Source organism: Plantibacter sp. RU18, from assembly GCF_050613355.1.
In the GTDB taxonomy this organism is placed as follows: domain Bacteria; phylum Actinomycetota; class Actinomycetes; order Actinomycetales; family Microbacteriaceae; genus Plantibacter.
The window spans coordinates 2,220,556-2,233,858 of the sequence record NZ_CP159618.1; the positions used below are offsets into that span (position 1 = coordinate 2,220,556).

Annotated in this window: 10 protein-coding genes; 3 read left to right on the top strand and 7 right to left on the bottom strand. The window is 68.7% G+C overall.

Features of this window, described 5'->3' with window-relative positions:
• Nucleotides 1-241 precede the first annotated feature (241 nt).
• Nucleotides 242-2,701 carry an ATP-dependent DNA ligase gene (locus ABMA10_RS10720; RefSeq protein WP_347866652.1) on the bottom strand — a complete coding sequence of 820 codons (2,460 nt, stop codon included), beginning with the start codon at nucleotides 2,699-2,701 and terminating at the stop codon, nucleotides 242-244.
• Nucleotides 2,702-2,808: 107 nt separating this feature from the next.
• Here ABMA10_RS10720 and ABMA10_RS10725 point away from each other — a divergent pair, with 107 nt between their 5' ends.
• From ABMA10_RS10725 to ABMA10_RS10735, 3 genes are all read left to right on the top strand, one after another.
• Entirely contained in the window at nucleotides 2,809-3,729 is a 921-nt protein-coding gene (locus ABMA10_RS10725; protein ID WP_347866651.1) for a Ku protein, read from the top strand.
• Between the two features lie 36 nt (nucleotides 3,730-3,765).
• Nucleotides 3,766-4,245, top strand: coding sequence for a VOC family protein (locus ABMA10_RS10730; protein ID WP_347866650.1), 480 nt, complete (start codon nucleotides 3,766-3,768; stop codon nucleotides 4,243-4,245).
• Nucleotides 4,246-4,336: 91 nt separating this feature from the next.
• Nucleotides 4,337-6,520: a RecQ family ATP-dependent DNA helicase gene (locus ABMA10_RS10735; RefSeq protein WP_347866649.1), complete on the top strand. Its 2,184-nt coding sequence runs from the start codon at nucleotides 4,337-4,339 to the stop codon at nucleotides 6,518-6,520.
• Nucleotides 6,521-6,668: 148 nt separating this feature from the next.
• Here the strand turns inward: ABMA10_RS10735 and ABMA10_RS10740 are convergent, their stop codons facing one another.
• The 6 genes from ABMA10_RS10740 to ABMA10_RS10765 form a co-directional block, all read right to left on the bottom strand.
• Nucleotides 6,669-8,162, bottom strand: coding sequence for an MFS transporter (locus ABMA10_RS10740; protein WP_431031488.1), 1,494 nt, complete (start codon nucleotides 8,160-8,162; stop codon nucleotides 6,669-6,671).
• Between the two features lie 110 nt (nucleotides 8,163-8,272).
• The gene (locus ABMA10_RS10745; protein ID WP_347866647.1) at nucleotides 8,273-9,067 is read right to left on the bottom strand and encodes an ABC transporter ATP-binding protein; all 795 of its coding nucleotides are present in this window, start codon (nucleotides 9,065-9,067) and stop codon (nucleotides 8,273-8,275) included.
• Nucleotides 9,064-9,888, bottom strand: a complete 825-nt coding sequence (locus ABMA10_RS10750; protein WP_431031489.1) for an ATP-binding cassette domain-containing protein — start codon at nucleotides 9,886-9,888, stop codon at nucleotides 9,064-9,066. The genes ABMA10_RS10745 and ABMA10_RS10750 overlap by 4 nt, the downstream gene beginning before the upstream one ends.
• Nucleotides 9,885-10,757, bottom strand: a complete 873-nt coding sequence (locus ABMA10_RS10755; RefSeq protein WP_431031490.1) for an ABC transporter permease — start codon at nucleotides 10,755-10,757, stop codon at nucleotides 9,885-9,887. The genes ABMA10_RS10750 and ABMA10_RS10755 overlap by 4 nt, the downstream gene beginning before the upstream one ends.
• Nucleotides 10,754-11,722 carry an ABC transporter permease gene (locus tag ABMA10_RS10760; protein WP_347866645.1) on the bottom strand — a complete coding sequence of 323 codons (969 nt, stop codon included), beginning with the start codon at nucleotides 11,720-11,722 and terminating at the stop codon, nucleotides 10,754-10,756. The genes ABMA10_RS10755 and ABMA10_RS10760 overlap by 4 nt, the downstream gene beginning before the upstream one ends.
• A 60-nt stretch (nucleotides 11,723-11,782) precedes the next feature.
• On the bottom strand, nucleotides 11,783-13,276 hold the full coding sequence (locus tag ABMA10_RS10765; protein ID WP_347866644.1) for an ABC transporter substrate-binding protein: 1,494 nt from the start codon (nucleotides 13,274-13,276) through the stop codon (nucleotides 11,783-11,785).
• Nucleotides 13,277-13,303: the final 27 nt, after the last annotated feature.

Below are 13,303 nucleotides of genomic sequence, written 5' to 3' on the forward strand. Positions count from 1 at the left end.
GGCGCGTGTCGTCCTGGCAGAACTGCTCACCGGGGCGCCCGGTGTCGAGTTCGTCGGACGCGCGGGGACCGTCGCACAAGCACGACGGCTCCGCAGCTCGGCGTCGTCCTCCTCTCCGCCTAGGACCTCATGGACATGCTGCTCGACATGCCGGCGGACGTCCGGGAGGGGTGGAGCTACCTGTCGAAGACCTCCCCGCTCACCCACGAGATCCTGCCCGAGGCGATCCAGGAGTCGGCCGTCAGCTGCCTGCGCCGCGGTCCCGCGACGGGGCTTCGAGACCATCGGCCGTCAGCTCAGGACGCCAGCCGCGCCAGACCGGATGCCGGAGCCGGCCGTCCGGTGTCCACTCGCTGAATCGGACTTCACCGACGAGGGTCGGATCGAGCCAGTTCGCGTCGGCGGCGTCGGCGGTGGGGACACCGACCAGGTCTGTCGAGCGCCGGGCCAGGTCCTCGAACCGTATTGCCGTTGCAGCCAGCTCGCGGTCGGTGAATCCGCTGCCCACCCGGCCGGCGTAGTGCAGGCGGCCGTCCGCACCCGGCACGCCGAGCAGGAGCGAGCCGATACCGCCGGTCCGTCCGCCTCTGCCCGGTCGCCAGCCCGCCACGACCACCTCCTGCATCCGTTCGTGCTTGAACTTCACCCAGGTGCTGCTCCGCCTGCCCGATCGGTACCGGCCGTCGAGTTGCTTCGCGACGACGCCCTCCAAGCCGAGCCGACGGCTCACCTCGAAGGCGTCGCCGAGTGTGCCGTCGACAGCCGGTGGCACCTGTACGACCGCGCCGCCCTGGACCGTCCGCTCGAGGAGCTCGCGACGGTCCCGGTACGGCAGCGAGGTCCGGTCCACGTCGTCGAGGGAGAGCAGGTCGAACAGCAGGAGGCGGACCGGGGTGCGTCGGCGCTCGCGTTCCACATCGCGCTCCGAGGTGAGCTGCATGCGGCGTTGCAGCAACGAGAAGTCGGGGCGTCCATCGGGCCCCGAGACGACGATCTCGCCGTCGAGCACGGCGGCCCGGCCACCCATGCCGTCGGCGAGCTCGGCGACGACCTCCGGGTACGCCGCGGTCAGGTCCTTGCCGTTCCGGCTCGTCAGCCTGATCCGTCCCGTCTCGCCGTCGATGCTCGCGATGGCGCGGATGCCGTCCCATTTCATCTCGAACGCCCACGAGCCGTCGTCGACCACGTCGTCCGGAGCACTCGGACTCGCGAGCATCGGGGCGAGCGGCGCGCGGGGAGGGTGCGCGGTCGGCGCCGGCGTCTCTCCGGGTGCGCGCATCCGATGGATGAGCCAGGACGGCTTCCCCCGCTCATCGCCGCCGGAGGTCCGGATCAGCGCGAAGCGGACGGGGCCCCCGAGCCGCCCTCCGACTTCGCCGTGCAGGGTTGCGATCACCTCGTCGTCGCGCCACTTCTCGAGCTCGTACGTTCCTGCATCCCAGATCGCGACTTCACCGGCGCCGTACTCGCCCGCCGGGATCGTCCCCTCGAAGCTGCCGTACTCCAGCGGGTGATCCTCGGTGCGCACCGCGAGATGATTGCTGGCCGCTTCGTCGGGGACGCCTTTCGGCAGAGCCCAGGAGACCAACACGCCGTCGTGTTCCAGCCGGAAGTCGTGGTGCAGCTTGCGGGCGTCGTGTCGTTGGATCACGAACGCGAGAGCGGCGCCCGCCGGACTGGGTGCCGGGCGGTCCTCCGGAACCGGCTCAGGCGTCCGGGTCGCATCCCGCTTGTGCCGGTACTCGGCAAGTCGGTCCTCGTGTTCCGACGGCCGGATCGTGATCGACGGCCTCGCATCACCGAGCACCGACAACGGGTCTTTCCAGCCGCCGGCCAAACGCTCCAGCAGCTCGCGGAAGTCGAGCTGGGCGAGATCCGGACCATCCAGCTCACTCCACCTGCGGGGCGCCGCGACGGTGGGGCGCAGTCGCCCGCGGAGTGAGAACGGCGCGATGGTGGTCTTCGAGCCGTTGTTCTGGCTCCAGTCGACGAACACCTTCCCCGTCCGGCGTCGCTTCGCCATCTCGCTGACCACGAGGCTTGGCTCATCGGCCTCGAGCGCCCTGGCCAGCTCGTGAGCGACGAGTGACACCTCGGCTGCGCTCTGGCGGCCGTCGAGGGCCGCGTACAGGTGGATGCCCTTGCTGCCGCTCGTCACGGGTACCGGGTCGAGCCCCATGTCGACGAGGACGGGACGTGCGAGCCCGGCGACGGCTGCGCACTCGGCGAGCGAGACGCCGTCACCCGGATCGAGGTCGAGCACGAGCCGGTCCGGGTTCCGGCGTTCCCCCGACCTGTCGAACCGCCACTGCGGGACGTGGAGCTCCAGCGCCCCGAGCTGGGCGAGCCAGGTGAGCGTCGCGAGGTCGTCGATCAGCGGGTACTCGTTCGTGTGGTCGCTGTGCTCGATCGGCCGGCGCCGCACCCAGGACGGAGCCGACGGGCCGATGTCCTTCTGGAAGAAACCGGCCTCCGGTGCCTCGGCTGTGCCGACGCCGTGCACCCAGCGTTTCCTGGTCGCCGGGCGGTCGGCGACGTGCGGCAGGAGATGCTCGGCGACGGCGGCATAGTACGCGAGCACCTCCGCCTTCGTCGTGCCCGTCGCCGGGTACAGCACCTTGTCGAGATGGGTCAGCTGGATCCGGTGGCCGTCGACGCTGACCCACTGCGCCTCCCGATCGCTCCTGCTGGTCGTCGCCATGGGGATCAGCCTGCCGCGCGACGTCGTCAAGGGCTAGCCCTTGACGGGTTCGTGGGTGTCTACTGGGCGCAGGCCGCGGTCGGTCCGCGATCGAAGGGGAGGGATCCATGCGCGCGATCTGGAAAGGCGCGGTGACGTTCGGACTGGTGAACGTCCCGGTCAAGGTCTACAGCGCCACCGAGGACCACGACCTCTCGCTCCATCAGGTCCACGATGCCGATGGCGGACGCATCCGGTATCAGCGCAAGTGCGAGATCTGTGGCCAGATCGTCAGTTACGACCACATCGACAAGGCGTTCCAGGACGGCGAGCAGACGGTCGTCCTCACCGCGGACGACCTCGCGTCCCTCCCGGAGGAGCGCAGCCGGGAGATCGAGGTGGTCGAGTTCGTGCCGAGCGACGACCTCGATCCGATCATGTTCGAACGCAGCTACTTTCTCGAACCCGATTCTGCGTCGTCGAAGGCGTACGTGCTGCTCCGGCGGACGCTCGAGGAGACGGACCGCACGGCCATCGTCCGCTTCGCCCTCCGGCAGAAGACGCGACTCGGAGCCCTCCGGGTGCGCGAGGACGTCATCGTCCTCCAGTCGCTGCTCTGGGAGGACGAGGTGCGCGAGGTTCGTTTCCCGGCACTGGAGGAGTCCGTCAGGATCTCCGCCAAAGAGCTCGAGATGTCCGAGGCACTCGTCGAGTCGTTCTCCTCGCGTTTCCGTCCGGATGTCTTCGTGGACGAGTACCAGGCGCAGTTGCGGAAGCTCATCGAGGCCAAGCTGGAGCAGGGTGACGCGCTCGACACTGCTGCGACCTTCGGCGAACAGCCTGAGACCGACGAGGGCGAACCGGCCGAGCCGATCGACCTCATGGAGGTCTTGAAACGGAGTATCGAGCGCCAGCGCGGTGCCAAGCAGCCAGCCGCTGACGCACGGACCGGCGACACGGCGGCCGCAAAGAAGTCGACAGCGAAGAAGCCGGCCGCCAAGAAGCCGGCGGCGGAGAAGGCGCCGGCGAAGGCCAGGAAGACCGCCTGAGCGATCCCGCTCGGCATCGGGAGAAGGAGCAGCATCATGGAGCATCGCGTCACACCGTTCCTCTGGTACGACTCGCAGGCCGAGGAGGCGGCGGAGTTCTACGTGTCGCTCTTCCCGAATTCGAGAATCGTCTCGGTCAACAGGTATCCCGAGGGTGGACCGATGCCGGCTGGCCAGGCGATGGTCGTCGAGTTCGAGCTCGACGGGCTGCCCGTCAACGCGATGAACGCCGGACCGATCTTCTCCTTCACCGAGGCGTTCTCCTTCTCGGTGAAGGCCGACACACAGGAGGAGATCGACCGCCTGTGGGACGGACTCATCGCCGACGGCGGGAGCCCGAGTCAGTGTGGGTGGCTGAAGGATCGCTGGGGGCTGTCCTGGCAGATCGTGCCGGGCATCCTCGTCGAACTGCAGAACGACCCGGACCGCGAACGTGCCGGGCGCGCGATGAAGTGCATGATGGGGCAGACGAAGCTCGTCATCGCGGAGCTGGTCGCAGCAGCGGACGGCAACTGAGAGCGTCCTCCACAGGCTCGGCATCGGCAAGCGCCGACATCACCTCATCCGATCGACGGCGACGGTCAGCGGGTGCTGACAGACTGGCGACATGTCAGACAGCACCGCGCCCGAGTTCGACCACGTCCCGACGAATCCGCCCGACTCGGTCGCCGAGGCGACGGTGGCCCTCGAAGCGCTCACCGGCGTCGCCGGCGCACGGTTCCACGACGGACAGCTCGAGGCGATCCTCGCGCTCGTCGACGAACACCGGCGCACGCTCGTCGTGCAACGAACCGGCTGGGGGAAGTCCGCGGTGTACTTCATCGCGACGGCGCTGTTGCGTCGTCGCGGCGCAGGCCCGACCCTGCTCGTCTCGCCCCTGCTCGCGCTCATGCGCGACCAGGTCGCCGCCGCGGCCAGAGCCGGTGTCCGTGCCGTCGCGATCAACTCGGCGAATGCACACGAATGGGACGACGTCCGCGCCCGACTCGAAGCCGACGAGGTCGACGTGCTGCTCGTGTCGCCTGAGAGACTGAACAATCCGCGGTTCCGCGACGAACAGCTCCCGACCCTCGTCGCGCGTACCGGCATGCTCGTGATCGACGAGGCCCACTGCATCTCCGACTGGGGCCACGATTTCCGTCCCGACTATCGTCGCCTGTCGGAGCTCATCGGCAGACTCCCGCTCGATGTCCCGGTGCTCGCGACGACGGCGACGGCGAACGCCCGGGTGGTGCACGACATCGCCGAACAGCTCACCGCGCCGTCGGCCGCCGACGGGCCCGGCGGTGACGTCCTCACGATCCGAGGGTCGCTCGCCAGAGCGTCGCTGCGCCTCGGGGTCCTGCGCCTGCCCGAGTCTCGAGACCGCCTCACGTGGTTGCTGAGCCACCTCGGTGGTCTCACGGGTTCCGGCATCATCTACACCCTGACCGTCTCGGCCGCGGAGGACACGGCACGACTGCTACGGCAGGCCGGGCATGAGGTCCGTGCCTATACGGGCCGGACGGATCCAGACGAACGCGAGGAGTCGGAGCGCCTCCTCAAAGAGAATCGACTGAAGGCCCTCGTCGCCACGAGCGCGCTCGGTATGGGCTTCGACAAGCCCGACCTCGGGTTCGTCGTCCACCTCGGAGCCCCGTCATCGCCGGTCGCGTACTACCAGCAGGTCGGACGCGCTGGTCGTGCCACGGAGCACGCCGACGTCCTCCTGCTGCCGGGTTCCGAGGACGAGGAGATCTGGCAGTACTTCGCGACCGCCTCGATGCCCGACGAAGTCCGTGCAAGAGCAGTGCTCGACGCGCTCGACGATCGGCCGCGATCGACGCCGGCGCTTGAAGCGCTCGTCAACCTGCGCCGTACGCCGCTCGAACTGCTGCTCAAGGTACTCGACGTCGACGGTGCGGTGCAGCGGGTCGCGGGCGGCTGGGTGTCGACCGGGCAGCCCTGGAGCTACGACGGCGAACGTTACCGGCGGATCGCTGAAGCGCGCGTCGCGGAGCAGCAGGCGATGCTCCAGTACGAGCGCGGCGAGGAATGCCGCATGCTCGTGCTCCAGCGGGATCTCGACGATCAGAGTGCGGTCCCGTGTGGGCGATGCGACCGATGCGCCGGCGCGTGGTTCCCCACTGAGCTCGACACCGCTGCCGCCGCGTCGGCATCGGAGGCGCTCGGCCGGGTCGGCGTCGAACTCGAGCCGCGGGCTCAGTGGCCCACGGGTGCCGATCGCCTCGGGGTCTCCGCCGGCGGTGTCCCCGTCAAGGGTCGTATCGCCCCCGACGAGCGGCTGGAACCGGGGCGGGCTCTCGCCAGACTCACGGATCTCGGATGGGGAGGTGTGCTCCGGGAACTGTTCGCGGCCGGAGCGGTCGACGCGCCGGCGTCTCGTGCCGTCATCGACGCGAGTGTCCGCGTGCTCGCGGACTGGGATTGGGCGGAACGCCCGGCAGCGGTCGTGAGCATACCGTCCCGTTCGAAGCCGCTGCTCGTGGACTCGGTGGCGCGCGGCATCGCCGCACTCGGTCGTCTGCCGTATCTCGGCGAACTCGATCTCGTCGGCGACGGTCCGCGTGGTGGGCCGGGCGGCAACAGCGCATACCGTCTCGCCGGAGTCTGGGACGGTTTCGCCGTCGGGCAGGAGCTCCGCGCACAGCTGAGCGAGATCGAGGGGCGACCCATCCTGCTCGTCGATGATCGTGCCGACAGCCGCTGGACGCTGACGGTCGCCGGGCGTGTCCTCCGCCGCGGCGGGGCAGGCCCGGTCCTGCCGTTCACCCTCGGCATCGTCGGCTGACGACCGCCTCACTCGTCGCGCTCTGCCACGATGCCGGGACCCGGACGACGAGTGGTGTTGCCTCAATCGTCCAGTGCGCGGAGGAACGCTCCAGGAGTCGTGTCCGTCACACGACGGAAGGCGGCGATGAGGGAAACGTCGCCGCTCATCATCGTTCGTGCAGACTCGAGCGGCTGTCCTTCGCGTGGTGTCGTGGCAGGAGGATGGTGAACACCAGTCCGATCACCGCGGCAGCGGCGCAGATCGCGAAGCTCAACCGGAAGGCGTCGGCGCTCGGGGTGGTCACGGCGCCGACCGTGACGATCTGCGACGAGAGGATCGCGCCGATGACCGCACTCACGATCGTGGACCCGAGCGTGCGCATCACCGAGTTGAGCCCGTTCGATGCGGCCGTCTCGCTCGGCGGCACAGCGCCCATGATCAGCGTCGGCATGGCGGCGTAGGCGAAACCGACACCGAAGCCGACCGCCGTGGCGGTCAGCACCGTGTGCCAGACCTCCGTCATGAGGCCGATCGCGACCGCATAGCCGATCGCGATGATCGCGATACCGATGAGCAGACTGAGTCTGGCGCCCCTGGCAGCCGTGAGCCGTGCGGCCACCGGCGACATGGCCCACATGATCAGGCCGCTCGGCATGAGACAGAGGCTCGCGATCAGCATGCTCTGTCCAAGGCCGACCCCGGTGCCGACCGGTGCCTCGAGGATTCCAGGCAGGACGACGGTGCTCCCGAAGAAGGCGAAACTCACGGTGATCGATGCGAGGTTGGTGAAGAGGACGGTGCGCTTGACCGCTATCCTCAGGTCGACGAGTGGACTCGAGGTCCGGAGCTCGTACCAGCCCCACAACAGCAGGACCGCGACGCCGCCGATCAGGCAGCCGAGGGTTCCGAGACTCGTCCAACCCCATTCGTTCCCCTTCGAGACGGCGAGGAGGATCGGGACGAGACCGGCTGCGAGACCGATCGCGCCGATCCAGTCGAAGGTGCCGGAGGTCCGCAGTGTGCTGACCGGTACGAAACGCGCGACGAGGATGAACCCGACGAGACCGAGCGCTCCGGCGACCCAGAAGAGGACATGCCAGTCGAGGTACTGGGAGATCACCGCGGAGATGGGCAGGCCGACGGCACCGCCGATACCGAGCGTCGCGCTCACGAGCGCCACGGCAGGACCGAGGCGCTTCTCGTGCAGGACGTCACGGAGGATGCTGATGCCGAGGGGGATCACTCCCATCGCCATGCCCTGCAGCGCGCGGGCGATGATGAGCGGGACGATCGTCGAGGAGAACGCGGCGAGCACCGAGCCCGCCATCATGATGCCGAGCAAGATCAACACCATGCGGCGTTTGCCGTACAGGTCGCCGAGACGGCCGGCGATGGGCGTTGCAACGGCTGCGGAGAGCAGTGTCGCCGTGACGACCCACATGCTGTCGGAGGCATGGACGCCGAGGATGGTGGGAAGTGAGGGGACGAGCGGCGTGACGAGCGTCATCATGAACGCGGCGACGAGTCCCGTGAACGCGAGGCTGCTGACGACGGCGCGTTCCGCGAGCGGCTTCCGAAGCGCTCGTCGCTCGTCGTCGCTCAACCAGGAGCCCTCGGTTCCGTCGTGGTGGTCGTCGGCACGCTGATGATCGTCTGGCACGGATCCTGTTCCTGTGTGTGGGCTGCTGCGGCCTGGGCCACTCGTGGTCCAACGGCCGCAGCCCTCACCGTATTCCCCGCGACCGGGATTCCTCGGGCGCGTCCCGGCGCTCAGTGTGGCAGTCGTGGAACGGATGCGATGAGCTGTCTCGTGTAGTCGGCCGTGGGGGCGTGGAGGACCTGCCTCGTCTCGCCCTCCTCGACGACACGTCCGTGGCGCAGGACGACGGTGCGCTCGCACAGCGCTGCGACCGTACCGAGGTCGTGGGAGACCATGACGAGCGCGAGCCCGCTCCGCTCGCGCAGTTCTGCGAGCAGCTCGATGATCTGGATCCGCGTCGTCATGTCGAGTGCACTCACCGGCTCGTCGGCGAGCAGGAGCCGTGGATTCGCGACGATGGCGCGGGCGATGGCGATGCGTTGACGTTGGCCGCCGGAGAACTCGTGCGGATAGCGTGCGACCGCATCGGTCGGGAGCCCGACGGCGTCGAGGGCCGCGACGGCTCGAGCCGGCGCGTCCTGCGCCGATGCCAGACCGAGTGATCGCAGGGGTTCCGCGACGATGCGTCCGATCCGCTGTCGGGGATCGAGCGAGGAGTACGGATCCTGGAAGACGGCCTGCACCGAGGCGCGGAAGGTTGCGACCCGTCTCCGGTCCCTCCGCTCGAGCGGGGTCCCGTCGAAGCGGACGGTACCGGTTGTCGGAGCGTCGAGTCCGAGGAGCAGTCGCAGCAAGGTGCTCTTTCCGGCCCCCGATTCGCCGACGATCCCGACAGCTTCGCCCTGACCGACGCTGAACGAGACGTCCTCGAGGGCGGGACGTCCGCCGCGGTATCGGAAGTCGACGGAGTCGAGCTCGAGGATCGGGGCAGCCTGCCCGGGGAGGGGCCGTTCGTCCGCGGTCATCGGGGGTCCTCCAGCGCGTCGTCGATGGCTCGCGCGCTCGCGACGAGTCTGCGGGTGTCCTCATGCTGCGGCGCCGACAGCACCTGGGCGACAGGGCCGCGCTCAACGGCTCGGCCGTCGCTCAGCACGATCACCTCGTCCACCATCTGCGAGACCACGGCGAGGTCGTGGCTGATGAAGAGCAGCGCCATCCCGCGCTCACGGACGAGTCGGTCGAGGAGCGCCAACACCTCGGCCTGGACCGTCACGTCGAGCGCGGTCGTCGGCTCGTCGGCGATCAGGAGACGCGGTCGTCCGGCGAGGGCGATGGCGATGGCGACGCGCTGTCGCTGTCCGCCGGACAGCTCGTGCGGATATGACCGTTCGATGCGGCTCGTATCGCTCAGGGCGACCTCGCGCAAGGCGTCGGTGACGGCACTCCGCAGCGCCGCTCTGCGGAGTGCGCTGTGCCGGCGGAGCGGCTCCGCGAGCTGGTCACCGACGCGCATGAGCGGATCGAGGGCGGTCAGCGGCTCTTGGAAGACGAGGCCAGCGACCGTGCCGCGCAGAGGGCGCAGTGCCTGGTCGGTAGCACCGACGACCTCAGTGTCCTGCAATCGGATGCTTCCCGTCGCGACCAACTGCTCGGGGAGCAGGCCGAGTGCGGCGAGAGATGTCAACGACTTCCCTGAGCCCGAGCCGCCGATGAGGCCGACGCGGGATCCTGCGGTGGCCGAGAGGTCCAGGCCGGAGACGAGCGCGGCCGGGGGCGGCGTCGCCCGATCGACGCGGCGGCCGGCGCGGGTGATCGTCAGTCCTCGGATGGACAGGAGTTCGCTCATGCGCCTCGCCTCCTCGTCGGGTCGCCGAGCTCACGGAGTCCGTCGGCGATGAAGTTCACGCCGACGACGAGCATCACGATGGCGATGCCCGGCGCGATCGCTCCGACCGGTGCGGTGGTGACCGTCGCCTGGGCCTCCTGCAGCAGTCGACCCCAGGATGCGTTGGGCGGCGGTGCACCGAGCCCGAGATAGGAGAGGCTGGCTTCCGCGAGGACGGCGATACCGAATTGCAGGGCCAGGTTGACGCTGAGCGTCGGCCAGATGTTGGGCAGGATGTGCTGGCGGATCACTCCCGGCCAGCTCGTTCCGGACGTACGGGCAGCGACCACGTACTGTTCGCCGAGCACGCGTTTCGTGAGGATCCGGGTCAGCCTGGCGACGATCGCGGACATGGCGAGACCGATGGCGAGGATCGCAGTGCCGAGTGACGCACCCTGCGCCGCGACGATGAGCATCGCGAGCAGCAGGACAGGGAAGGCGATGACGACGTCGAGGGCGGCTGAGATGGTGTCGTCGAGCCAGGGCGCGGCGAATGCCGCGGCGAGGCCGAGGGCGATGCCGATGACAGCGCCGACGGCGACGGCCCCGGCTCCCGTGGCGAGCGCGATTCGAGCGCCGATCATGAGTTGTGTCATGAGGTCGCGGCCGAGCTTGTCTGTACCGAGCCAGTGCGCTCCGCTCGGGCCTTCGAGGCGTCCGCCAGAGGTGTCGGACGGCTGGTACGGCAGCCACAGGAGTGAGATCCCTGCGAGCAGCACGATGATCCCGACGAGCACGATCCCGATGGTCAGCGTCGTCGACCGTGCGCGGCGTCTGGACGAGCGGTCTGGCGGGGGAGTGAGCGCGGTCTGCGCCTCGGTCGCGCTCATCGGAGTCCGTTCCCCGAGATGGAGGTGCGCAGGCGTGGGTCGATGAGCCGCTGCACGACGTCGGCGAGGAACCCCGTGAGGAGGACGACGAGGGTCGATACGAGCAGGATGCCCTGGATGTTGGGGTAATCGTGTTGCTGGATGGCGGTGAGCAGCATCGAGCCGAGCCCGGGCAGGCTGAAGACACTCTCGACGACGACCGCGCCGAGGAAGGTCGTCGCGAGTTCGATGCCGAGGATCGCGACGACGGGGACGGCGGCGTTGCGCGTACCGTGGCGGAGCAAGGCCTCACCGAATCCGGAGCCCTGGGCGCGAGCAGAGCGCAGGTAGTCGCTTCCGAGCACGTCGAGCGTGGCGGAGCGCACGTACCGCGTGATGGAGGCGCTCATGACGATGGCGATGGTGATGACGGGCAGGGCGAGACTCGTCAGTGCGGCGACGGGATCCGCCCAGTCGTCGCGGGGGAATCCGCCGGACGGGAAGAGCCGGAGCGTGACGGCGAACACACTGACCAGGAGGATGCCCACCCAGAACACCGGGACGGCGATACCGAGTTGCGACAGCCCCGAGAGCGCGACGCCGTACCAACGGTCCGCACGGAGCGCCGAGACGACGCCGGCGACGAGGGCGATGACGAGTGCGAGGAGGAAGGCCAGGATGGTGAGCGGCACGGTGACCTGCAGGCGCGCGAGGATCTCGGGGCCGACCGGCAGGGAACTGACGAACGACGACCCGAGGTCGAGCGTGAGCACTCCACCGAACCAAGCCGCGAACTGCTCCCCGAGCGGTCGATCGGCGCCGACCTGCTCGCGCGCCGCGTCGATCTGCTCCTGCGTCGCGTTCACCGAGAGGAGCGCGTTCGACGGGTCCCCGGGCAGGAGCCTGAGCAGCACGAACAGCACCGTCATGGCGACGAGGAACGACACCACCAGGAAGGCGGAACGGCGGAGGAGGTAGAGGAGCATGGTGGGTCTCAGGATCGCACGCATCGCCGACCGGAGCACCGGACGGCGATGCGCGTCGGACTACTTGCGGACGATGTCCGCGACGAAGAACTGCGAGTTCAGGCCGTTGACGCCGTACCCGGACACGTCGCTCGCGGCGATCACGATCTGCGGGTACAGGTACAGCCAGACGCTCGCCGCATCCTCAGCGATCTGCTCATTGACAAGCTTGAGCTTCGCGGTCTGCTCGTCGGTCGTCATGGCCTGCTCCGCCTCGGCGACCCACTGCGTGACCTCCGGGTTGTCGTACCCCCAGTAGAAGTCGGGGTTCCCGTACCAGACGACGTCGCGGTCGTTGACGTGCTCCTGGAGCGTCGCCTGGAAGTCGCGCTCCTTGAAGACCTTCGAGTACCACTCGTCGGCGCTGATCGTGTTGATCCGGGCGGTGATGCCGACCTTCGCGAGCTCGCTCTGGAGGAACTCCGCGACGGCCGGGTGCGGGTCGTAGCTCGGGGTGTCCAGGGTGAACGTGAAGCCGTCGGCGTATCCGGCGTCCGCCAGCTCCTGCTTGGCGAGCTCGACGTCGTAGGGGTTCACCTGCGTCAGGTCCTCGTACCACGGGTCCGTCGGGGGGACCATGGAGCCGATGAGCGTGCCGTAGTCGCCCCAGATCGAGGAGAGGAGCTTCTTGGTGTCGATCGCCGAGGAGACGGCCTTGCGGACGAGCGCCTGATCGAATGGTGCGACGCGATCGTTGAACGCGAGCAGCTCCTTCGTCGTCGAGTCGCCGTCCGAGACGACGTAGTCGGCGTTGTCGGTGAACTGGCTCAGCTGGTCAGGGCTCTGGACACTCGTGATGACGTCGATCTGCTTCGTGACGAGCGCGTTGCTGAGCGCGGTGGCATCGGTGAAGTAGGTGAACACGACCTCGGCGTTCTTCGCAGCATCACCCCAGTAGTCGTCCCAACGTTCGAGGCTGACGGTGCTGCCGCGCTTCCACTCGCCGAGTGTGTACGGACCGGTGCCGTCCTCGCTCGTCTTGAGGTCGGTCGCCGCGTCGTTCACGATCCACACATAGCTGAGGTTGTAGATGAACGAGATCGAGCGCTCGGACAGCGTGATGACGACGGTCTTGTCATCCGGGGTGTCGATCCCCGCGATGACGGCGAAGCTGCTCTTGCGCGCCGACTGCGAGTCCTCGGCGGTGACCGCCTCGATGCTCGACTTCACGTCAGCCGAGGTGAGCGCGTCACCGGAGTGGAACGTCACGCCGTCCTGCAGTGTGAAGGTGTAGGTGAGACCGTCGTCGCTGACTGAGCTGTCGGCGGCGAGCACGGGTTCGACCGCTCCGTCGTCGGCGAGCCGGTAGAGCCCCTCGTAGACGTTCCCGCTCAGAGCCTCGACGACGCCCTGGCCGCCTCCGCCCGTGTTGCTGAGGTTCTGTGGCTCGTAGAGCGAGCCGATGGCGATCGTCGCCTCGTCGCCGGTGCTCGAGGTGCCGCCGCCGCCCGCGCAGCCCGCGAGGGCGATTGCGGTGGCGACGGAGAGGGCGATCACGCCGGTGGTTCTCTTCACGGGTACTCCTGTGCTGTGGGGTGCTGG